The 22189-nt window shown below is 62.4% G+C and carries 20 protein-coding genes; 7 read left to right on the forward strand and 13 right to left on the reverse strand.

Translation table 11 applies throughout. The features are described 5' to 3' along the window. Nucleotides 1-310: 310 nt before the first annotated feature. Complete coding sequence (locus tag DWF74_RS24460; protein ID WP_102863988.1) at nucleotides 311-760, forward strand: RidA family protein; 450 nt, start codon at nucleotides 311-313, stop codon at nucleotides 758-760. Between the two features lie 63 nt (nucleotides 761-823). Here DWF74_RS24460 and DWF74_RS24465 read toward each other — a convergent pair whose 3' ends face one another. The 8 genes from DWF74_RS24465 to gcl all read right to left on the reverse strand — a co-directional run bounded on the left by DWF74_RS24465 (nucleotide 824) and on the right by gcl (nucleotide 10344). After that, nucleotides 824-1825, reverse strand: coding sequence for a sulfate ABC transporter substrate-binding protein (locus DWF74_RS24465; RefSeq protein ID WP_058433729.1), 1002 nt, complete (start codon nucleotides 1823-1825; stop codon nucleotides 824-826). Between the two features lie 90 nt (nucleotides 1826-1915). Next, a complete protein-coding gene (locus DWF74_RS24470; protein ID WP_102863987.1) occupies nucleotides 1916-2740 on the reverse strand; it encodes an ion transporter in 825 nt (274 codons plus the stop codon). 21 nt (nucleotides 2741-2761) lie between these two features. Then, complete coding sequence (locus DWF74_RS24475; RefSeq protein WP_115581873.1) at nucleotides 2762-3682, reverse strand: urea transporter; 921 nt, start codon at nucleotides 3680-3682, stop codon at nucleotides 2762-2764. A 100-nt stretch (nucleotides 3683-3782) separates the two neighbouring features. After that, nucleotides 3783-5198: a pyruvate kinase gene (pyk, locus tag DWF74_RS24480; RefSeq protein WP_115581874.1), complete on the reverse strand. Its 1416-nt coding sequence runs from the start codon at nucleotides 5196-5198 to the stop codon at nucleotides 3783-3785. Further along, entirely contained in the window at nucleotides 5188-6468 is a 1281-nt protein-coding gene (locus DWF74_RS24485) for a glycerate kinase type-2 family protein (RefSeq protein WP_115581875.1), read from the reverse strand. The genes pyk and DWF74_RS24485 overlap by 11 nt, the downstream gene beginning before the upstream one ends. Before the next feature lie 153 nt (nucleotides 6469-6621). Continuing rightward, on the reverse strand, nucleotides 6622-7515 hold the full coding sequence (locus DWF74_RS24490) for a 2-hydroxy-3-oxopropionate reductase (RefSeq protein ID WP_102863983.1): 894 nt from the start codon (nucleotides 7513-7515) through the stop codon (nucleotides 6622-6624). 124 nt (nucleotides 7516-7639) lie between these two features. Continuing rightward, nucleotides 7640-8422 (reverse strand): hydroxypyruvate isomerase, encoded by a 783-nt coding sequence (gene hyi / locus DWF74_RS24495; RefSeq protein WP_102863982.1) that lies wholly within the window; start codon nucleotides 8420-8422, stop codon nucleotides 7640-7642. Nucleotides 8423-8568: 146 nt separating this feature from the next. Beyond that, nucleotides 8569-10344: a glyoxylate carboligase gene (gcl, locus tag DWF74_RS24500; protein WP_102863981.1), complete on the reverse strand. Its 1776-nt coding sequence runs from the start codon at nucleotides 10342-10344 to the stop codon at nucleotides 8569-8571. A 268-nt stretch (nucleotides 10345-10612) separates the two neighbouring features. Here gcl and DWF74_RS24505 point away from each other — a divergent pair, with 268 nt between their 5' ends. Further along, nucleotides 10613-11053, forward strand: a complete 441-nt coding sequence (locus DWF74_RS24505; protein WP_115581876.1) for a GlcG/HbpS family heme-binding protein — start codon at nucleotides 10613-10615, stop codon at nucleotides 11051-11053. 150 nt (nucleotides 11054-11203) lie between these two features. On the opposite strand, the gene DWF74_RS24510 is transcribed toward DWF74_RS24505, so the two are convergent. After that, nucleotides 11204-11812 (reverse strand): TetR/AcrR family transcriptional regulator, encoded by a 609-nt coding sequence (locus DWF74_RS24510; protein ID WP_115581877.1) that lies wholly within the window; start codon nucleotides 11810-11812, stop codon nucleotides 11204-11206. Between the two features lie 168 nt (nucleotides 11813-11980). Here DWF74_RS24510 and DWF74_RS24515 point away from each other — a divergent pair, with 168 nt between their 5' ends. After that, the gene (locus DWF74_RS24515) at nucleotides 11981-12904 is read left to right on the forward strand and encodes a DUF808 domain-containing protein (protein ID WP_115581878.1); all 924 of its coding nucleotides are present in this window, start codon (nucleotides 11981-11983) and stop codon (nucleotides 12902-12904) included. Nucleotides 12905-12955: 51 nt separating this feature from the next. Here the strand turns inward: DWF74_RS24515 and DWF74_RS24520 are convergent, their stop codons facing one another. Then, the gene (locus DWF74_RS24520; protein ID WP_102863977.1) at nucleotides 12956-13744 is read right to left on the reverse strand and encodes an MlaA family lipoprotein; all 789 of its coding nucleotides are present in this window, start codon (nucleotides 13742-13744) and stop codon (nucleotides 12956-12958) included. Then, nucleotides 13737-15035 (reverse strand): serine/threonine protein kinase, encoded by a 1299-nt coding sequence (locus DWF74_RS24525; protein WP_102863976.1) that lies wholly within the window; start codon nucleotides 15033-15035, stop codon nucleotides 13737-13739. The genes DWF74_RS24520 and DWF74_RS24525 overlap by 8 nt, the downstream gene beginning before the upstream one ends. Nucleotides 15036-15269: 234 nt before the next feature. Here DWF74_RS24525 and DWF74_RS24530 point away from each other — a divergent pair, with 234 nt between their 5' ends. Continuing rightward, a complete protein-coding gene (locus tag DWF74_RS24530; protein ID WP_102863975.1) occupies nucleotides 15270-15635 on the forward strand; it encodes a hypothetical protein in 366 nt (121 codons plus the stop codon). Nucleotides 15636-15667: 32 nt separating this feature from the next. On the opposite strand, the gene DWF74_RS24535 is transcribed toward DWF74_RS24530, so the two are convergent. Next, entirely contained in the window at nucleotides 15668-17221 is a 1554-nt protein-coding gene (locus DWF74_RS24535) for a beta (1-6) glucans synthase (protein ID WP_102864109.1), read from the reverse strand. A gap of 330 nt (nucleotides 17222-17551) precedes the next feature. Between DWF74_RS24535 and DWF74_RS24540 the strand changes: the two genes are divergently transcribed. The 3 genes from DWF74_RS24540 (at nucleotide 17552) to DWF74_RS24550 (ending at nucleotide 20559) form a co-directional block, all read left to right on the forward strand. Continuing rightward, nucleotides 17552-18403 (forward strand): glycine betaine ABC transporter substrate-binding protein, encoded by an 852-nt coding sequence (locus DWF74_RS24540; protein WP_102863974.1) that lies wholly within the window; start codon nucleotides 17552-17554, stop codon nucleotides 18401-18403. 189 nt (nucleotides 18404-18592) lie between these two features. After that, complete coding sequence (locus DWF74_RS24545) at nucleotides 18593-18904, forward strand: DUF485 domain-containing protein (RefSeq protein ID WP_102863973.1); 312 nt, start codon at nucleotides 18593-18595, stop codon at nucleotides 18902-18904. Next, nucleotides 18901-20559: a cation acetate symporter gene (locus tag DWF74_RS24550; RefSeq protein WP_115581879.1), complete on the forward strand. Its 1659-nt coding sequence runs from the start codon at nucleotides 18901-18903 to the stop codon at nucleotides 20557-20559. Before DWF74_RS24545 ends, DWF74_RS24550 begins: the two co-directional genes overlap by 4 nt. 311 nt (nucleotides 20560-20870) lie before the next feature. Here DWF74_RS24550 and gltA read toward each other — a convergent pair whose 3' ends face one another. Next, nucleotides 20871-22160 carry a citrate synthase gene (gltA, locus tag DWF74_RS24555; RefSeq protein WP_011060047.1) on the reverse strand — a complete coding sequence of 430 codons (1290 nt, stop codon included), beginning with the start codon at nucleotides 22158-22160 and terminating at the stop codon, nucleotides 20871-20873. Nucleotides 22161-22189 lie beyond the last annotated feature (29 nt).

Below are 22189 nucleotides of genomic sequence, written 5' to 3' on the forward strand. Positions count from 1 at the left end.
TAAGAGACCGCGCGGTCACTCAGTAGAGAGGGCGGGGCGATAGCATTCATTCCTGTTGGGAATAAATCTCTGAGTCATGAGGCTCTGGAGATGGCCGGGGCGTGCCGCTGCCGAGGGCTGATGATACATTTACTTACATCTTGTTCGATAGCATGCTCATGGTCTTCAGGGCCCTGGGGGCAGCCTGCTCAAGGCTGGCAACCCCGCGCTGAAGCTTGCGTTGCCAAATGTTGCTGCGCGGCGCTAGCAGTGGAAGTCGCTGAGGCCTTGGTTTAGGGTTTCCGGTCGTTCAGTGCGGTGGGAGTCCCTTATGGAAAAGTCAACGTTCAACCCAGCCAGTGTGTTCAATTCCCTGCAATACGGTTTCAGCCAGGCGGTGGAGGTGCGCGGCGGTCGACGCCTGCTGCTGTCCGGTCAGGTGGGGGTGGATGAGCAGGAGCGCACCGTAGGACCGGGCCTGCGGCAGCAGACCGAGCAGGCCTTCGACAATATCGAGAAGGTTCTGGCCGAGGCGGGAGGTCAACTGGCGGATGTGGTGATGTTGCGGATCTACATCGCCGAAGCGGCGCGGGATCAGCAGGAGCACATCAGCGCGGTATTGCTCGAGCGTTTTGCCAGCCAGCCACCGGCGTCCTCATGGATCATCGTCAGCGGGCTGTCGTTGCCGGAGTGGTTGATCGAAGTCGAGGCGGAGGCGGTGCTGGATGAGCGTTATCAGGCGGCCGAAGCCGCGCAGTTCAGTTCTGCGCGGGCTCTGTGACTCCCTGATCGGCGGCATAAAAAAGCGACCTTCACGGTCGCTTTTTTTATCGGGCTACCAGCGTCACTTGGCGTTGGTATAGATCTGGTCGAAGACCCCGCCGTCGTTGAAGTGGGTCTTCTGCACGCTGCGCCAGTCGCCGAAGGTCTTCTCCACCGAGAGGAAGTCGACTTTCGGGAAACGGTCGGTGTACTTGGCCAGGACTTTCGGGTCCCGTGGGCGCAGGTAGTTGTTGGCGGCGATTTCCTGGCCTTCCGGCGACCACAGGTACTTCAGGTATTCCTCGGCCGCAGCGCGGGTGCCTTTCTTCTCCACCACCTTGTCCACCACCGACACCGGCGGCTCGGCTTCAGCGGAGACGCTTGGGTAGATCACTTCGAACTGATCGCGACCGAATTCGCGGGCGATCATTTCCGCTTCGTTCTCGAAGGTCACCAGCACGTCGCCGATCTGGTTGGTCATGAAGGTGGTGGTGGCGGCGCGGCCACCGGTGTCCAGTACCGGGGCCTGCTTGAACAGCTTGCCGACGAAGTCCTTGGCCTTGTTCTCGTCGCCGCCGTTCTTCAGCACGTAGCCCCAGGCCGAGAGGTAGGTGTAGCGGCCGTTACCCGAGGTCTTGGGGTTGGGCACTATCACTTGCACGCCATCCTTGAGCAGGTCTGGCCAGTCTTTCAGGGCCTTGGGGTTGCCCTTGCGCACGATGAACACGGTGGCCGAAGTGAAGGGCGCACTGTTGTTCGGCAGGCGCGTTACCCAGTTGTCCGGCACCAGTTTGCCGTTGTCCGCCAGGGCGTTGATGTCGGTGGCCATGTTCATGGTGATGACATCCGCCGGCAGGCCGTCGATCACCGAGCGCGCCTGCTTGCTGGAGCCGCCGAAGGACATCTGCAGGGTGATGTTTTCGTTGTGCTCGGCTTTCCAGTGTTTCTGGAAGGCGGTGTTGTAGTCCTTGTAGAAGTCGCGCATCACGTCGTAGGACACGTTGAGCAGGGTCGGTGCGGCCTGGGCGACGCTGCCCAGGGCCAGGCCGGCGGCCAGAAGCGAGGCGCTGAAGAGTTTTTTCACTGCGCATTCCTTTTGTTCGAGAGTGAAGGCAATTTGCCGCCGACTATAGCCGGGGCGCTATATCTCTTTAAAGATTAAAAAGTACTTTGCTTATTCCATTTTCTTGAACAGCGCGTTGCCACAGCGCGAGCAGAAGGCCGCGGCCGGTTCGTGACTGTTCTTGCGGCACACTGGGCAGTCGTGCTTGAGCTGTTCGCCGCGCATGGCGCTGGCCAGTTCCGCAGTGAAGATCCCGGTAGGCACGGCAATGATCGAGTAACCGGTGATCATCACCATGGACGAAATCATCTGGCCGATCACGGTCTTGGGCACGATATCGCCATAGCCCACGGTGGTCAGGGTGACGATGGCCCAGTAGATGCCCTTGGGGATACTGGTAAAGCCATGTTCCGGGCCTTCCACCACGTACATCAGGGTGCCGAACACCGTGACCAGGGTGCAGACGCTGAGCAGGAATACCAGGATCTTCTGCTTGCTGCCGCGCAGGGCATCGAGCAGGTAATGGGCCTGTTTCAGGTAGGGCGACAGCTTGAGCACGCGGAAGATCCGCAGCATGCGGATGATACGAATGATCAACAGGTACTGGGCATCGCTGTAGTACAGGGCGAGGATGCCGGGGACGATCGCCAGCAGGTCCACCAGGCCATAGAAGCTGAAGGCATAGCGCAGGGGTTTGGGGGAGCAATACAGGCGCAGTCCGTACTCGATGAGGAAGATCAGGGTGAAGCCCCATTCGATGTACGCCAGGACGTCGGCGTAGTTGCTGTGCACCTCGTCGATGCTGTCGAGGATCACGATCACCAGGCTGGCGAGGATGATCAGCAGCAGGGTCGTATCGAAGCGTCTTCCGGCCACCGTATCGGTCTGGAAGATCATCACGTAGAGGCGCTGGCGCCAGTTGTCGCGGTTAACCATGGGAGTCGCCTGAATCAAAGATCAGCGAAGCCTAGGGGGAGTTGCCGGGGGAGCGCAAGGTGCGTGGTCCCCAGGCGCTGGCCCCAGGACCCGGGTGGCGACATGCATCAGCCAGCAGGCCAGGACGAAGGGGGCGGTGAGGGGCGCTAGCCCCAGGGCGACGATGCCCGGGGTGATCAGCAGCGCCAGGCACATCCCTGCCAGTGGCCGCCACGGACGTCGGGCCCCTTGGCCCAGGGCCAGGGCCACCAGTGCGCAGTTGTAGCCGCCCAGGCCCAGCAGGGCACGGCCGGGCTCATGCAGCAGCAGTGTCAAGGCCAGGCCGCTGGCGGAACCGATCAGGGCCCAGGTCGCTGCGCGGCGGTTGGCCAGCAGCAGGCCGAGGAGAATCAGCAGCCCGGCCAGTGGCTGACTGAGGAACATGATCTGGCCCAGGCCCTGGAACAGTCCGCTCAGCAGGCTCCACAGGGACAGGCCGGGCACCGCCTGGGGCATGGATTGCATGGGTTCCATCAGGCTCAGCAACAGCCAGCCCAGGCCCACGAAGGGCGCGGTGTAGGCCGGCAGGCTGGCGGGGCTGCGGGCCCGTTTCAGCCATTGCTGGGTGACGATCGCGCTGAGGCCGGCGGCGGCGATGATCAGCGGCGGCAGCAGCACTGACCAGGGTAGGTACAGGCTCAGCAGCAGGCCCAGGAGCACGCCGTTATAGCTGAAGAGTCCGGCTTGCCGGTCGGCCTTGGCATAGCCCCGTTGCTGGGCGGTGAGCAGGCCGGCCAGGGCACCCAGCAGGGCGCCCCCGAGCAGGGTCGGGGCGCTTATCAGGATCGCCAGCAGGCACAGCAGGCCGCACAGCGGGTGGCGCTGGAGGAAAATCTGACTGAAACCGTTGAGCAAGGCAGTGGCCCAGTCGGGGCAGAAGGCATTGAAAGACTGTGCAGGCATGACGAGAGTCGGCGAATGCGGTGGTTGTCGTACCGCAGCGTTCGACCCCAGCGGCATCCTCTTTGGGAGGCTCGCTGCAGGTCGCGGGCGCTGCGGCGGGTCAGAGAAGGGTTTCGACGCGCAGGGAATTGGTGGTTCCCGGCTGGCCGAACGGCACGCCGGTGGTGATCACCACGGTATCCCCGCGTTTGGCCAGGCCCTGGGCCTGGGCGATTTCCAGGGCCGTGGCACAGACCTCGTCCACCTGGCGCAAGCGGTCATTGACCACCGAGTGCACACCCCAGGCCAGGCTCAAGCGGCGCGCTGTCTGCAGGTTCGGCGTCAGGTTGAGGATAGGTACCGAAGGACGTTCCCGGGCGGCACGCAGGGTGGAACTGCCGGACTCGCTGTAGTTCACCAGCACCGCCACGGGCAGGATGCTGCACACTCGGCGGATCGCGCAGCTGATGGCGTCGGATACCGTGGCTTCGGCCTGGGGGCGGCTGACGTCCAGTTGAGTCTGGTAGTCGGGGCCGGTTTCCACCTGGCGAATGATCTTGCTCATCATCTGCACCGCTTCCAGCGGATATTCCCCGGAGGCGGTTTCCGCCGAGAGCATCACCGCATCGCTGCCTTCGGCCACGGCATTGGCGACGTCGGTCACCTCGGCTCGGGTGGGCGCCGGGGAGAAACGCATGGACTCCAGCATCTGGGTGGCGACCACCACGGGTTTGCCCAGCTGACGGCAGGTGCTGATGATGTTCTTCTGGATCTGCGGCACGCTTTCCGCCGGGACTTCCACCCCCAGGTCACCTCTGGCCACCATGATCGCGTCGCTCAGTTCGGCGATTTCCCGCAGTTGGGCCACGGCGGAAGGCTTTTCGATCTTGGCCATCAGGTAGGCCTTGTCGCCAATCAGGGTACGGGCTTCACGGATGTCTTCCGGACGTTGCACGAAGGACAGCGCCACCCAATCCACGCCCAATTCCAGGCCGAAGCTCAGGTCGCGGCGGTCCTTGGCGGTCAGCGGGCTGAGGTCGAGCACTGCCTGGGGCACGTTGACGCCCTTGCGGTCCGACAGTTCGCCGCCATTGAGCACGGTGGTCTCGATGGCGTCCGCGTGCTTGGCGATGACCCGCAGGCGCAGCTTGCCGTCGTCCAGCAGCAGGTCCATTCCGGGCTCCAGGGCCGCGATGATTTCCGGGTGCGGCAGGTTGACCCGCTGGGCGGTCCCCGGCGTCGGGTCCAGGTCCAGGCGCAGGGCCTGGCCGCGTACCAACTGCACCTTGCCCTCGGCGAAGGTGCCGACCCGCAGTTTCGGTCCTTGCAGGTCCATGAGGATGCCCAGGGGGTAGTTCAGTTCGCGTTCGATCTGGCGAATCCACTCATATCGCTGGGCATGGTCGGCATGGCTGCCGTGGCTGAAGTTGAGTCGGAAGATGTTTACGCCGGCCTGCACCAGTTCGCGGATGTCCTCGATGCTGTCGGTGGCCGGCCCCAGGGTGGCGAGGATTTTGACTTTCTTGTCAGGCGTCATGTTTGGGGTTCTCGAGGATCAGGATGGCGCGGAAGTCGTTGACGTTGGTACGGGTCGGCTCGGTGACGATCAAGTCGTCCAGGGCTGCGAAGTAGCCATAGCCATTGTTGTTGTCCAGCTCGTCGCTGGCGCTCAGGCCCAGGGCCGCAGCCCGAGCGTAGCTGTCCGGGGTCATGATCGCCCCGGCATTGTCTTCGGAGCCGTCGATGCCGTCGGTATCGCCGGCCAGGGCGTAGATCCCGGGATGCCCCTTGAGGCTGTCGGTGAGGCTCAGGAGGAACTCGGCGTTGCGGCCGCCGCGACCTTTGCCGCGCACGGTAACCGTGGTTTCACCACCGGAAAGGATCACGCAGGGCGCCGCCAGGGGCTGGCCGTGCAAGGCCACTTGGCGGGCGATGCCGGCGTGAACCTTGGCCACCTCCCGGGATTCGCCTTCCAGGTCGCCGAGGATCAGCGGGCTGTAGCCGGCCTGGCGGGCTTTGACCGCGGCGGCTTCCAGGGATTGCTGGGGGCGGGCGATCAACTGGAAGTGGCTGCGTTCCAGGCACGGGTCGCCGGGCTTGACGGTTTCCGAGTCGGGGTTCTGCAACCAGTTGCGTACTGCTGCGGGTACTTCAATGGCATAGCGCTTGAGAATCGCCAGGGCTTCGGCCGAGGTACTCGGATCGGCCACTGTGGGGCCGGAAGCGATGACCGTGGCCAGATCGCCGGGGACGTCGGAAATGGCATAGGTGTAGACCGTGGCCGGCCAGCAGGCCTTGGCCAGGCGTCCGCCCTTGATCGCCGAGAGGTGCTTGCGCACGCAGTTCATCTCGCCGATGGTGGCGCCGGATTTCAGCAGGGCCTTGTTGATGGCCTGCTTGTCGGCCAGGGTGATGCCCGTGGCGGGCAGGGCCAGCAGCGCCGAACCGCCGCCGGACAGCAGGAAAACCACCCGATCCTGTTCTGACAGGTTGCTGACCAGCTCCAGTACCCGCTTGGCCACGGCCAGGCCGGCCGCGTCGGGCACCGGGTGAGCGGCCTCGACCACTTCGATCTTGGTGCACGGGGCGCCGTGGCCGTAGCGGGTAACCACCAGCCCGGAGACGTCGCCCTGCCAGCTGCGTTCCACGACTTGGGCCATGGCCGCCGCTGCCTTGCCGGCACCGATGACGATGACGCGGCCGCTGCGGTCGCTGGGGAGATGGGCTTCGAGAACCTGTTGCGGATGGGCGGCGTCGATGGCTGTGGCGAACAGCTCTCGGAGGAATTGTTGCGGATCGACCGACATGGCGGGCTCCCGGATTTCTTGTTATGGGGGGCTTGAAACGGGTGTAGCCGCCACCTCAGGCGGCGACAAGGTCAGCAGGGCCTGTCCCTGGCCCGCCGTGAGGCGTTTCCTGCGAACCTTGGCGCCGCCTGTGGCAGCGGCTACGGATGCTGCTTAGTGCTTATCGCGGATCGAGAAGTTGGCCATGTGTTCCAGGCCCTTGATCAGGGCCGAGTGGTCCCAGTTGCCGCCACCAATAGCGGTGCAGGTGCTGAACACTTGCTGGGTATTGGCGGTGTTGGGCAGGTTGATCCCCAGCTCGCGGGCGCCACTGAGGGCCAGGTTCAGGTCCTTCTGGTGCAGGTTGATGCGGAAGCCTGGATCGAAGGTGCCCTTGATCATGCGTTCACCGTGCACTTCGAGGATCTTCGAGGAGGCAAAACCGCCCATCAGCGCTTCACGCACCTTGGCCGGATCGGCACCGTTCTTCGAGGCGAACAGCAGGGCTTCGGCCACGGCCTGGATGTTCAGGGCGACGATGATCTGGTTGGCCACCTTGGCGGTCTGACCGTCACCGTTGCCCCCCACCAGGGTGATGTTCTTGCCCATGCTCTGGAACAGCGGCAAGGCGCGCTCAAAGGCCTGGCTGTCGCCACCGACCATGATGCTCAGGGTCGCGGCCTTGGCCCCGACTTCACCGCCGGATACCGGTGCGTCCAGGTACTGCGCGCCTTTCTCGTTGATCTTGGCGGCGAAGGCCTTGGTCGCGGTGGGGGAGATGGAGCTCATGTCGATGACGATCTTGCCCTTGCCGATCCCGGCGGCAACGCCGTCGGCACGCAGCAGCACGTCTTCGACCTGAGGGGTATCGGGCACCATGATGATGACGAATTCGGCTTCCTGGGCCACTTCTTTGGGCGAGGCCAGGGCCACCGCGCCGGCGGCGATCAGGTCGGCCGGGGCCTTGCCGTGGTGTTCCGAGAGCAGCAGGGAGTGGCCGGCTTTCTGCAGGTTTGCCGCCATGGGATGACCCATGATGCCGGTGCCGATAAATCCGATTTTAGCCATGATAAAAATCCTCTATTCAAACGGACCTTGCAGGAGCTGGCTGGCCAGCGCAGGTGGCCGCAAGGGCCGCTGCAAGGCTTGCGGGCCTGTTCGCCGGCAAGCCGGCTCCTACGCAGGTCCAGGTTCAGATTGCGTTGTGGGTTTTCAGCCAGCCGAGGCCCGCTTCGGTGGTGGTCAGCGGTTTGTACTCGCAGCCGACCCAGCCCTGGTAGCCGATGCTGTCCAGGTGCTCGAAGAGGAAGCGATAGTTGATCTCGCCGGTGCCGGGTTCGTTGCGTCCTGGGTTGTCTGCCAGCTGGATGTGGTTGATCTGGCTGAGGTGGTTGGCCATGGTCCGCGCCAGGTCACCTTCCATGATTTGCATGTGATAGATGTCGTACTGCAGGAACAGGTTGGCACTGCCCACTTGTTCGCGGATCGACAGCGCCTGGGCGGTGTTGTTGAGGTAGAAGCCGGGAATGTCGCGGGTGTTGATGGCTTCCATCACCAGCTTGATGCCGACCGCCTGCAGTTTGTCGGCGGCGTACTTGAGGTTGGCGACGAAGGTCTTTTCCAGCAGCGCGGCGTCAGCCCCCTGGGGACGGATGCCGGCCAGGCAGTTGACCTGGGTGTTGCCCAGGACCTGGGCGTAGGCGATGGCCAAGTCGACGCCGGCACGGAATTCCTCGACCCGGTCGGGCAGGCAGGCGATCCCGCGCTCACCCTTGCCCCAGTCGCCGGCGGGCAGGTTGAACAGCACCTGGGTCAGGCCGTGGGCATCGAGTTGCGCCTTGATCTCGGCGGAGCTGAATTCGTAGGGAAACAGGTATTCGACGCCGCTGAAACCGGCATCGGCGGCGGCCTTGAAGCGAGCGAGGAAGTCCTGTTCGGTGAACAGCATGGACAGGTTGGCGGCAAAACGCGGCATGGTGGTCTCCTGTGAATCGGTGAAGCCTGTAGAGCAGGCCAAGGCTGCAGTCGAGTTGCCCCGGCAGTGCCTCTTGAAGAGGGTGCGGGGCAGACCCGGCCAGGTTCTGCGAACCTGATGGCAGCCTGGGGGCGCGGCTACAGGGTTTAGTCGAGCAGGGAAATGGCGGTAGGGGCGTCGTTGCCCACCAGCGCCAGGTCTTCGAACTCGTTGACCGCGTTGATTTCGGTGCCCATGGAAATGTTGGTCACGCGCTCCAGGATGATCTCCACGACCACCGGTACCTTGAAGGTCTGGAGCATTTCCTGGGCCTGGCGCAGGGCCGGCTGGATGTCCTTGGGTTCGAACACCCGCAGGGCCTTGCAGCCCAGGCCTTCGGCGACCGCGACGTGGTCCACGCCGTAGCCGTTGAGCTCCGGCGCGTTGAGATTGTCGAAGGACAGCTGCACGCAGTAGTCCATCTCGAAGCCGCGCTGGGCCTGGCGGATCAGCCCCAGGTAGGAGTTGTTCACCACCACGTGGATGTACGGCAGGTTGAACTGTGCTCCTACTGCCAGCTCTTCGATCATGAACTGGAAGTCGTAGTCGCCGGACAGGGCCACCACCTGGCGGTTCGGGTCGGCCTTGACCACGCCGAGGGCGGCGGGGATGGTCCAGCCCAATGGGCCGGCCTGACCGCAGTTGATCCAGTGGCGTGGCTTGTAGACGTGGAGGAATTGCGCACCGGCGATCTGCGACAGGCCGATGGTGCTGACGTAGCAGGTGTCCTTGCCGAAGACCTGGTTCATCTCTTCGTAGACCCGTTGCGGCTTGACCGGCACGTTGTCGAAGTGGGTCTTGCGATGCAGGCTGGCCTTGCGCTGCTGGCAGTCATGCAGCCAGGCGCTGCGATCTTTCAACTTGCCGGCGGTCTGCCATTCGCGAGCCACTTCCAGCAGCACGGTCAGGGCGCTGCCAGCGTCGGAGACGATGCCCAGGTCCGGAGTGAATACCCGGCCGATCTGGGTTGGCTCGATGTCCACGTGAATGAACTTGCGGCCTTCGGTGTAGACGTCCACCGAGCCGGTGTGGCGGTTGGCCCAGCGGTTGCCGATGCCCAGCACCGTGTCGGATTTGAGCAGGGTGGCGTTGCCGTAGCGATGGGAGGTCTGCAGGCCGACCATGCCCACCATCTGTGGGTGATCGTCAGGGATGGTGCCCCAGCCCATCAGGGTCGGGATCACTGGAATGCCGGTCAGTTCGGCGAACTCCACCAGCAGATCGCTGGCATCGGCGTTGATCACACCGCCACCGGCCACCAGCAACGGGCGTTCGGCCTGGTCCAGCAGGGCCAGAACCTTTTCCGCCTGCAGCCGGGTGGCCGCCGGTTTGGCCAGGGGCAGTGGCTGGTAGGCGTCGATGTCGAATTCGATCTCCGCCATCTGCACGTCGAACGGCAGGTCGATCAACACCGGACCAGGACGGCCGGAGCGCATTTCATAGAAGGCTTTCTGGAAGGCGTAGGGCACCTGGCCCGGTTCCAGCACGGTGGTGGCCCACTTGGTCACCGGCTTGACGATGCTGGTGATGTCCACGGCCTGGAAGTCTTCCTTGTGCAGGCGGGCCCGGGGCGCCTGGCCGGTGATGCAGAGAATCGGGATCGAGTCGGCCGAGGCACTGTACAGGCCGGTGACCATGTCGGTGCCGGCCGGGCCGGAAGTGCCGATGCACACGCCGATGTTGCCGGCCTTGGTGCGGGTGTAGCCCTCGGCCATGTGCGAGGCGCCTTCGACGTGGCGAGCGAGGACGTGATCGATGCCTCCGACCTTCTGCAGCGCGGAATACAGCGGGTTGATGGCGGCACCCGGGATGCCAAAAGCGGTATCGACCCCTTCACGGCGCATCACCAGAACGGCGGCTTCGATTGCTCTCATTTTGCTCATGGTTTTGTGCCTCTTGCGTTTTGTAATTGTATACAAGTGGTTTTGCGCAAAGTGTATTCACGGCGGATGGCGCAGGTCAATCCATTTTCTTGAACGGTAGCGGCTTTCGATGGGGCCCTATAAACCGGCGTCCTTTTGTCGCATGAGCTACCTTTCTCGAATTATTGTATACAAAAAATAAATTCATTGTGTTCTATTTGCTGCATCGGACTTCTCCTGCAAGAAGCTTCCACCAGGCTTTCTCAATAACAAGATAAGGACGGCACCCATGAGCGCTTTAACCTTGAAAGTCGCAGTCAACCTGGCCAATCAGGCCATCAATGCGGGGCGCAAGATCAACGCGGCCCCGCTGACCATCGCGGTGCTGGATGCCGGCGGGCACCTGGTGACCCTGCAACGGGAGGATGGCGCCAGCCTGTTGCGTCCGCAGATCGCCATCGGCAAGGCCTGGGGCGCGGTAGCCCTGGGCAAGGGCTCGCGCCTGCTGGCGCTGGATGCGCAGCAGCGCCCGGCGTTCATCGGTGCGTTGAATGGCCTGGGACAGGGCGGCGTGGTGCCCGCGCCGGGCGGGGTGTTGATTCGGGATCAGGCGGGGGCGGTGCTGGGAGCGATCGGCATCAGTGGCGATACCTCGGACATCGATGAGCAATGCGCGATCAGCGCGATCGAGGCTCAGGGCCTGGCGGCTGACGCCGGCGTCAGCGCTTAGCCCTTAACCTCGCGGGCCCGGCCCTGGCCCGTAGCCGCTGCCGAGCCCGCGAGGCTGCGAAAAGGTCCGCAGGACCTTGCTGGTGTCTTGATATTCCTGTGCGCAGTTTGCAGCAACAACACAAATGCACGGGAAGGGGCCGAAACGCGATCAGCGATCCAGTTCACAGCCTTTGAGCACCAGGCGGATGATGGTCTGCGCCGCGGCTTCGTAGTCGTCTTCGTCAAGTTTGCTCTTGCCGGTGACCACCGAGATCTGCCAGTCGAAGTCGGCGTAGGTCTGGGTCGCGGCCCAGATGCTGAACATCAGGTGGTTGGGGTCGAGCGGGGCGATCAGGCCGCGATCGATCCAGGTCTGGATGCATTCGATGTTGTGCTTGGCCTGGGCGTTGAGCTGTTCCACCTGCTCCGGGCTCAGGTGCGGCGCGCCATGCATGATTTCGCTGGCGAACACCTTGGAGGCAAAAGGCAGGTCGCGGGAGATGCGGATCTTCGAGCGGATGTAGCCGCTGAGCACTTCACTGGGTACGCCGTCGGCATTGAACGGAGTGGAAGCCTGGAGGATCGGTTCGATGATGCTTTCCAGCACCTCGCGGTAGAGGTTTTCCTTGGACTTGAAGTAGTAGTAGACGTTGGGCTTGGGCAACCCGGCCTTGGCGGCGATGTCGCTGGTCTTGGTCGCTGCAAAGCCCTTGTCGGCAAACTCTTCACTGGCGGCCCGCAGGATCAGTTCTTTATTGCGCTCGCGGATGGTGCTCATAAACCGGGGGATTCCTTGCCTGTTCGGGCGGTTGCGCATGGTAGCACCGGGGTCGCGAGGGGCTCAAGAATGCCCGTTGGCCGCGGTTTTCCTGCTTCTGACATCTCGCTTGTCCGGCCTTTGACGCGCTATGCTGCGCGCCTTATTTCACGCAGGGAAGCCTGGCCCATGGCAGGAAGCAGTTTGCTGGTTTTGATCGACGACATCGCCGCAGTTCTCGATGACGTAGCCTTGATGACCAAGATGGCGGCGAAGAAGACCGCCGGAGTATTGGGCGACGATCTGGCGCTCAATGCCCAGCAGGTTTCCGGGGTTCGCGCGGAGCGGGAAATTCCCGTGGTCTGGGCCGTGGCCAAGGGCTCGTTTCGCAACAAATTGATCCTGGTGCCGGCGGCGCTGGCCATCAGTGCCCTGGCGCCCTGGCTGGTGACGCCGTTGCTGATGATCGGCGGGGCCTACCTGTGTTTCGAAGGCTTCGAGAAGCTGGCGCACAAGTACCTGCCCCACGGCGACGATGCGGCCGAACATGAGCGGACCTTGCAGGCGCTGGCAGACCCTCAGGTGGATCTGGTGGCCTTTGAGAAGGACAAGATCAAGGGCGCGATTCGTACCGACTTCATCCTTTCCGCGGAAATCATCGCTATTACTCTGGGCACGGTGGCAGGCGCCTCCCTGAGCCAGCAGGTGGTGGTGCTCTCGGGGATTGCGATTGTCATGACCGTTGGCGTCTACGGTCTGGTGGGGGGCATCGTCAAGCTCGATGACCTGGGGTTGTGGCTGGCGCAGAAACCGGGCGCTCTGGCCAAACGCATCGGTGGTGCCATCCTGCGAGCGGCGCCGTGGATGATGAAGAGTCTGTCGGTGATCGGCACGGCGGCGATGTTCATGGTGGGCGGCGGCATCCTCACCCACGGCGTACCTGCCGTGCACCATCTGATCGAGGGCCTGGCCGAGCGTAGTGCCGCCGTCATGGGCCCGGTGTCGGTGATCATGCCGACCCTGCTCAATGCCGTGGCCGGGATCATTGCCGGTGGGCTGGTACTGCTGGCCGTGGCGCTACTGGGCAAAGGCTGGCGCGCCTTGCGCGGCTGAGATCCGAGTCAGCCGGTTGCCGCTCTTGCGGTCGGCAACCGGTACAGCAGGTTACTCGGCGATCTGCAGTTTGCGCGATTCGGTGTACACGTAGCGCACCTTCTCGTATTCAAACGGCGAGTTCAGCTGGCCATAGCGAAAGCTGGTCTGGTAGCGCTTGTCGACACCACGCAGCGCCCAGATCTCGGGGTGATTGCTGCTGACTTCCGAGACGTTGAGGAAGTTGATCGCCGATTCGGCGGTGTAGTCCACCGCCAGCCCCGCGGTGTCCCGCAGGTTCGACGGACCGAGGATCGGCAGCACCAGATAGGCCCCCGCGGGCACGCCATAGAAGCCCAGGGTCTGGCCGAAGTCTTCGGTTTGGCGCGGCAGACCCATCTTGGTCGCCGGGTCCCACAGGCCGGCAACACCGATGGTGGTGTTGAGCAGCAGGCGCGCGGTGGTTTCCATTGAGCGCTGGCCCTTGAACTGCAACAGGCTGTTCATCAGGTTCGGGACGTCGCCGAGGTTATTGAAGAAGTTGCTGACCCCGCTGCGCAGGAAGCTCGGGGTCACATAGCGATAACCGTCCACCACCGGCAGGAACACCCATTGATCGAAGCGGTAGTTGAAGTGGTAGACCCGGCGGTTCCATGACTCCAGCGGGTCATAGATATTCAGTGCATTGAGGGTCGAACGCTCGAACTCGCGCTGGTCCAGCCCCGGGTTGAACTTGAGTTTCTTCAACGGCTCGGTGAAGCCGTCGGGGTCCTGAACCGTGGGGGTGTGGGCCTTGCTGTTGTCGGCTTGGGCATAGCCTGCGCAGAGCAACGCAGCGATAAGCAGGAGATGTTTAGCCACGGAAGAACTCCAGCATGGCGTCGCTGTTGACGCGGTAGTTGAGGTTGCCGCAATGCCCGCCATGGGGGTAGACGGTCAGGCGGTCGCCAAAGGTTTTGCGCAGGAAGCCCAGGTCGCCGGGGCCGAGGATCACGTCATCGGCGTTATGCATCACGGCAATCTTCGGGCTGGCCTTGAGGTAGTCCTGCAGGGCGTAGAGGCTTACCTGGTCGATCAGTTGCAGCAGGCTGCCGCCGTCGGTGCGGGCGCGCCACATCGGGATCACCTGTTCGGTCAGGTAACAGTCGAAGTCGCACTGCAGGGCGCGCTTGAGAAACGGGGTAAGGCTGGTGCCTTCGCGGATCGGGTACTTGGGCGGGGTGATCAGGCCGCGGCGGTTGATCAGGTCCGAGGTGAAGGCGATGTCTGCTGCCGAGAAGCGGAAGGAGGTACCGATCAGCATGGCCATCTGTTCGTTGGTCAGGTGTTGCTTGGACTGCTGGAAGTCGTAGAGCAGGGCGTCGTTGAGGTCGATGTAGCCCTTCTGCTGGAAGTAGCGGGTCAGCTTGCCCAGCACCAGTTCATAGAAGGTGGTGCTGTTGTTGATGCCCTTGACCTCGGTCTGTACCAGTTTGTCGAGGTTGGTGATCGAGGTGTAGAGGTTGACCGGCGGGTTGAGCAGCAGCACCTTCTTGAAGTTGAAGCTGCGTCGGGTCTCATCCAGTTTGCTGATGAACGCCGCGTCCAGGGCGCCGAGGCTGTAGCCGGTGAGGTAGAACTCGGTGATCGGCAGCTTGGGGTGCTGGGCCCTTACGGCCTGCATGACCCGGTACATGTCTTCGGCGTCTTCCTGGCTCACCCCGGGGGTGGCGAAGCGCGAGGCGGCAGTAATGAAGTCGAAGCTGGTGGGCGAGGATAGCTGCACCACATGGTAGCCGGCCTTGTAGTAGAGCTTCTTCAGGTACTCGTTGAGGCTGCTGTCGTAGCGCGCGCCGGTGCCGGCGATCAGGAAGATCAGTGGCGCGGCGTGGTCCTGGGTGGCGATGCGGTAGGTGAGCTTCTTCACCGCCCAGAAATTGTCCGGGAGGATGAACTCGCGCTCCGGCCGCAGGTTCAGGCTGTAGTCGGACTGACGGATGTCATCGTTGGCGGGCAGTTCCGGGCGCAACTCCGGGGGGGTGGTGGCGATGGTGGCTTCAAAGGGGTTGGTCAACGGGTAGCCATAGCTGGCCGGGTCGACATCCACCGCCAGTGCGGACGCACTCAGGATAAGGCCGCCGAACAGGGCAGCGAGGCGCAAGGAACGAAGCATGACTGTATCCCTAGAAGGAAGGTACCGAATGAGGTTCGCAGGCTATGACCACCGCGCTGCTGCCGAAGTGCCATGGGTGGGCACAAATAACCCCGGCCACAGGCCTGTTGGGGGGTGATAGTAGTCGGACGATACACTTTGCCGCTATTTGCTGAACAGTTATCTGTGCGTCGTGCTTGCCAAGCGTCCGTGGGCGATTATGCTGGGCGCCGTTTTGATTGTTCGGAGTGTTTCATGTCCCGCCGCCTTCCCGTGATTGTGCTGCTCGTTGTCCTGCCGCTGTGGCTGGCCGCCAGTTATGGCCTGCGCTATGGCTTTATGGAGGATGCTCGGTGGGTGGGCGTCTGTGTCGATGAGGCCGGTCGCTGGGAGTGTTCGCTACGTTCCAGCCTGGGCTGGATGATCCACTTCAAGGTGCTGGGCTGGAGTGCCTTGGGCGCAGCGCTGCTGGGGTTTGTCGTGCCCGGTCGGGCGGGCTGGTGGCTGGCGGTGCTGGCCTTGCTGGCGGGCATTCCGGCCCTGGCCTTGTATAACACTACGCTGGCGGTGTTTGCGGTGGTGATTGCGGCCTTGCGCCTGGTGCGCGCCGCCAAGCCCTAGCCGCAGGCGAAACCTGCGGCTAGGGCTGTAGTTCAGGCGATGCGGGCCCGCAGGCTGCGCCACAGCGCGGCCACCATCAGCAGGCTGACCAGAGCCCAGCCCCAGGCCTGCTGGTTGGCCAGGCCTTCCTGATACAGCTGCGGAGCGATGCCGGCACCCAGGATAAAGGTCAGCAAGGCGATTTCGCGGCGTGGCACGCGCACCGGGCGGCACAGGTAGACCAGCGCCGGCAGCAGCAGGGCCGCGCTCGGGAAGCTGCGGTAGCGCGGGTCGAACACCAGCTCCAGCATCATCACCGCGGCGGCGAATCCTGCCGTTGCCAGCAACCAGCCTGCACGCTTTTCCAGGGCATTGAAGGCCCGCAGACGCCAGCCTTCGCGAGGGCTCAAGGCCAGGGTGGCATGGGCCAGAATCAGCAGGTTCAGGCCCAGTAGCAGTCCGGCCCAGCACCATTCGCCAGTGAAGCGGCTGGTGACCCGCGCCAGTTCGCCCCAGGTACCGATGGTGCACGCCGCCAATGCGCCCAGCAGCGGCAAGAGCAGCGCAGCGCGTCGGCTGCGAACCCGGCCACCCAGGATCAGGGTGCCGAGGAATATCACTGCGCCCGCCCCCAGCCATTGTGGCCAGTAAGGCAGGTTGGACACCGGGCCTGCGAGGATGCCCTTGTCCTGGCGATCGGCATCGAACAACCCCCAGTAACCGCCGACTGCGCCTTCGCTGGCGCGTTTCCAGGGCTGATCGAAGGCTTCGATCAGGTTGTAGTGCCAGCCGTTGTGTTCCGCCAGGGCAACGAAGCCACGAATGAACTTGGCCTCGTTGACTCGGCTCGGCAGCGCCGTTTCCCGCTGGCGGCCTTCGCTGGGCCAGCCGGTTTCACCGATCATCACGTCCTTTGGGGCAAAGCGGTTGCCGAATACCTGGCGTACCTCGGCCACGTGGTTCAGGGCCGCGTCGATGTTCGAGGGGTCGTCTTCCCAGTACGGCAACAGGTGAATGGTGAGGAAGTCCACCGCTGGCGCGATCTCCGGGTGCTTGAGCCAGAATTCCCAGACATCGGCATAGGTGACCGGCTGCTTGACCCCGGCCTTGACCTTGAGGATCAGCCGCGACAGTTGCGGCCCGGTGACTTCCTTGCGCAGCAGCGCCTCGTTGCCGACGATCACTGCGCTGACGACATCCGGGTTGGCATTGGCCGAGGCGATCAGCAGGTCGACTTCTTTCTCGGTGTCTACTGGGTTGCTATTGACCCACGCGCCGATCATCAGCTTCAGGCCGTGTTTGCGCGCCAGCTCGGGCAGGGCTTCGAGGCCGGTCATGGAATAGGTGCGGATGCATTCGAAGCGGGTGGCCAGCAATGCCAGGTCGGCGTCCATGCGTTCGGGGCGCAGTTTGAACGGCTGGTCGAAGGGCGATTGGTCCTTGTCGAACGGCGTATAGGAGGCGCATTGCAGTTTGTGGCTGGCGCTGGCGACGTCCGGCAGCGACACCGGCCGGCCAAGGCCGTACCAGTAACTACCAAGGGCCAGCAGGCCGAGCAGGCAGGCGAACAGATAAGCGAGGGTGGGGAAGCGGGCTGTGGCGGACATGGTCAGGCCGTAGTGGAACAAAGCGGGGCATCTTACCCGCATTTGTCCATAGCTTGGTGGCCTGCATGATTTTGACATGCAAAGTTTGGGCGGGCCCTCAGTCGGGGAGGTCGCAGCACCTGGTTACTGGCTATCTGATGTCGTTGCTGGTTGCCTTGAGGTCGCAGGCAGAGCAGGTCGCGGGCGGTGGCGGGTTGATGATCGAAGCATCAGTACTCCGCTGATGATCGAACGCGTTCGCGGTGAGGCGTGATGGGGGCGCTGAGCACCATAACCATACGTTGACGTGCCCGGCAGCCGCCTGGCACTGCACTTTTCGGGGAAGTAACGATGAAGATGCGACGACTCTTAGGCGCAGGTGCCGCACTGGTACTTGCCATCAGCTCCACTCTGGCCAGTGCCGACAGCAAAACCCTGAGCATCGGCTACGTCGACGGCTGGTCCGACAGCGTGGCGACTACCTATGTGGCGGCGGAGGTGATCAAGCAGAAGCTCGGTTACGACGTCAAACTGCAAGCGGTGGCGACCGGGATCATGTGGCAGGGCGTGGCCACCGGCAAGCTCGATGCCATGCTCTCGGCCTGGTTGCCGGTGACTCACGGCGAATACTGGACCAAGAACAAGGACAAGGTTGTCGACTACGGTCCCAACTTCAAGGACGCCAAGATCGGTCTGATCGTGCCGGAGTACGTCAAGGCCAAGACCATTGAGGACCTCAAGACCGATACCAGCTTCAAGAACAAGATTGTCGGCATCGACGCCGGTTCAGGGGTGATGCTCAAGACCGACCAGGCGATCAAGGACTACGGCCTGGACTACAAGCTGCAGGCCAGTTCCGGTGCGGCGATGATCGCCGAACTGACCCGGGCCGAGGATAAGCAGGAATCCATCGCTGTGACCGGCTGGGTACCGCACTGGATGTTCGCCAAGTGGAAACTGCGCTTCCTCGAAGATCCGAAAGGGGTGTATGGCGCCGCTGAAACCGTCAACAGCATCGGCAGCAAGGGCCTGGAGAAGAAGGCGCCAGAGGTGGCAGCGTTCCTGAAGAAGTTCCAGTGGGCGTCGAAGGATGAAATCGGTGAGGTCATGCTGGCCATTCAAGATGGCGCAAAACCGGATGTGGCAGCCAAGGACTGGGTGAGCAAGCACCCGGAGCGGGTTGCCGAGTGGACTGCTAAATAGCCGTCAGGCGTCTAGAACGAGGGTTGTGAGGCCGGCCGCTGAAATCAGCGGCCGGCCTTGTGTTTTTTTGGGGGGAAGTTGGCGAGGTGGCTAATGTCGTTCTAATACTAAGGTCGTCTGGAACCTGCCTCACAGCCGCATAGAGTGGATTAGGTTCTACCTAAAATCTGTGCTGCGAGGATAAAAACAATGAACGACAGCATTTACCTCTCGATTCAAAACAGCCCGCGTTTCAAGGAGCTGGTCAGTAAGCGAGAGCGGTTCGCCTGGATTCTCTCGGCGATCATGCTTGGGCTTTACTCGGGCTTCATTCTGTTGATCGCTTACGGTCCGCAGATCCTGGGCGCCAAACTCAGTCCAACTTCATCCATCACCTGGGGCATTCCCATTGGTGTCGGCTTGATTGTCTCGGCCTTCATCCTGACCGGTATCTATGTGCGACGCGCCAACGGCGAGTTCGATGACCTGAACAATGCGATCCTGAAGGAGGCTCAGCAATGATCCGACGTCTATTCTCAGCACTCGGTCTTGCCGCTTTCGCTCCTGCCCTGTGGGCCGCTGACGCTTTGACTGGCGAAGTCCACAAGCAACCCCTCAACGTCTCGGCGATCGTGATGTTCGTGGTCTTCGTCGGGGCCACCCTGTGCATCACTTACTGGGCCTCCAAGCGTAACAAGTCGGCTGCCGACTATTACGCCGCGGGTGGCAAGATCACCGGCTTCCAGAACGGCCTGGCGATTGCCGGTGACTACATGTCGGCGGCGTCCTTCCTGGGGATTTCCGCGCTGGTGTTCACTTCCGGCTATGACGGCCTGATCTACTCCATTGGCTTCCTGGTGGGCTGGCCGATCATTCTGTTCCTGATCGCCGAGCGCCTGCGCAACCTGGGCAAGTACACCTTTGCCGACGTGGCGTCCTATCGCCTCGGGCAGACTCAGATCCGCACTCTGTCGGCCTGTGGTTCGCTGGTGGTGGTGGCGTTCTACCTGATCGCGCAGATGGTGGGTGCCGGCAAGCTGATCCAGCTGCTGTTCGGCCTCGACTACCATGTGGCGGTGATCCTGGTGGGGATCCTGATGTGCCTGTATGTGCTGTTTGGCGGCATGCTGGCCACCACTTGGGTACAGATCATCAAGGCAGTGCTGCTGCTGTCCGGTGCGTCCTTCATGGCGCTGATGGTGATGAAGCACGTCAACTTCGATTTCAACACCCTGTTCTCCGAGGCGATCAAGGTTCACCCCAAAGGTGAGGCGATCATGAGCCCTGGCGGTCTGGTGAAGGACCCGATCTCGGCATTCTCCCTGGGGCTTGCGCTGATGTTCGGTACTGCCGGCCTGCCGCATATCCTGATGCGCTTCTTCACCGTGAGCGATGCCAAGGAAGCCCGTAAGAGTGTGCTCTACGCCACTGGCTTCATCGGTTACTTCTACATCCTGACCTTCATCATCGGCTTTGGCGCGATCCTGCTGGTGAGCACCAATCCGGCCTTCAAGGATGCCGCAGGCGCCTTGCTGGGTGGCAACAACATGGCGGCGGTGCACCTGGCCAATGCGGTGGGCGGCAGCGTGTTCCTCGGCTTCATCTCGGCGGTGGCTTTCGCCACCATTCTGGCGGTAGTGGCGGGCCTGACCCTGGCAGGTGCTTCGGCGGTGTCCCACGACCTCTATGCCAGTGTGATCAAGAAGGGCAAGGCCAACGAGAAGGATGAGATTCGCGTTTCCAAGATCACTACCGTGGCCTTGGGCGTGCTGGCCATCGGCCTGGGCATTCTCTTCGAGAGTCAGAACATTGCGTTCATGGTGGGCCTGGCGTTCTCCATCGCTGCCAGTTGCAACTTCCCGGTGCTGCTGCTTTCCATGTACTGGAAGAAGCTCACCACGCGTGGCGCCATGATTGGCGGCTGGTTGGGCCTGGTCAGTGCGGTGGCATTGATGGTTCTCGGTCCGACCATCTGGGTGCAGATCCTGCACCACGAGAAGGCAATCTTCCCGTACGAGTACCCGGCGCTGTTCTCGATGATCATTGCCTTTGTCAGTATCTGGTTCTTCTCCATCACTGACAAATCGGCCTCGGCGGCCAATGAGCGGGCCTTGTTCTTCCCGCAGTTCGTGCGTTCGCAGACCGGCCTGGGCGCCAGTGGGGCGGTGTCGCACTAAGCTCGGCCTGTGTATCGGCTTCTATATAGAGGCTGTGTAATAGCAAAATGCCTCGTTCGAAAGATCGGGGCATTTTTTGTCTGCACGCCCTGTTCAGATACCCTCGGCTGCGGGCGCAGCGATGGTCGAGATACAAGGAGCTGGCGTGCCAGCGAAGGCATATTCGAGGGGGAGGCAGGGCTGCGGAGTTCTTCGCCGGCAAGCCGGCTCCGACAGGGGGTAGGTGAGGGGAGGGGAGGGGAGCAGAAACAAATACGACCTCTGTTAGAGGCCGTATCCGGTGCAGCTAAGACGTGTGCGCAAGGCAGGTCTTACTTGCGGTCTTCCAGCTTGGTGATGTCGCGCGATTCGTAGCCGGTGTACAGCTGACGAGGACGGCCGATCTTGTAAGGACTGGAGAGCATTTCCTTCCAGTGGGAGATCCAGCCGACGGTCCGCGCCAGGGCGAAGATCACGGTGAACATGCTGGTTGGAATGCCGATCGCCTTGAGGATGATCCCCGAGTAGAAGTCGACGTTCGGGTACAAGGAGCGTTCGATGAAGTACGGATCGGTCAGGGCGATCTCTTCCAGGCGCATGGCCAGTTCGAGCTGAGGATCGTTGTTGATGCCCAGTTCTTTCAGGACTTCGTCGCAGGTCTGCTTCATTACGGTGGCGCGCGGGTCGCGGTTTTTATACACGCGGTGACCGAAGCCCATGAGTTTGAACGGATCGTTCTTGTCCTTGGCCTTGGCGATGAACTTGTCGATGTTCGAGACATCGCCAATTTCGTCGAGCATGGTCAGTACGGCTTCGTTGGCACCGCCGTGGGCAGGGCCCCAGAGCGCGGCGATACCGGCAGCGATACAGGCGAACGGGTTAGCGCCCGAGGAGCCGGCAAGGCGTACGGTGGAAGTCGAGGCGTTCTGTTCGTGGTCGGCGTGGAGGATGAAGATCCGGTCCATCGCCTTGGCCAGTACCGGGCTGATCGGTTTGATCTCGCACGGGGTGTTGAACATCATGTGCAGGAAGTTTTCCGCGTACGACAGGTCGTTGCGCGGATACATCATCGGCTGGCCCATGGAGTACTTGTAAACCATCGCTGCCAGGGTCGGCATCTTGGCGACCAGGCGCACGGCGGAAATTTCGCGGTGCTGCGGGTTATTGATGTCCAGGGAGTCGTGGTAGAACGCCGAGAGTGCACCCACTACGCCGCACATTACCGCCATTGGGTGGGCGTCGCGGCGGAAACCGTTGAAGAAGCTCTTCAGCTGCTCGTGAACCATGGTGTGGTTTTTCACGGTGCTGACGAACTGGGCCTTCTGTTCGGCGGTGGGCAATTCACCGTTGAGCAGCAGGTAGCAGGTTTCCAGGTAGTCCGACTTTTCAGCCAGCTGTTCGATCGGGTAGCCGCGGTGCAGCAGAATGCCGTTGTCGCCGTCGATATAGGTGATTTTCGACTCGCAGGAGGCGGTCGACATGAAACCCGGGTCAAAAGTGAAGCGGCCCGTGGCCGTCAGGCCCCGAACATCAATTACATCGGGACCAACGGTGCCGGTTAAAATGGGCAGCTCGACGGGGGCTGCGCCCTCGATGATCAACTGCGCTTTTTTGTCAGCCATGTGGCCTCCTATTTATGCTTGAAATCATC

Origin of the sequence: Pseudomonas protegens (genome assembly GCF_003363755.1) — a bacterium.
GTDB classification, from domain to species: Bacteria; Pseudomonadota; Gammaproteobacteria; order Pseudomonadales; family Pseudomonadaceae; genus Aquipseudomonas; species Aquipseudomonas danubii.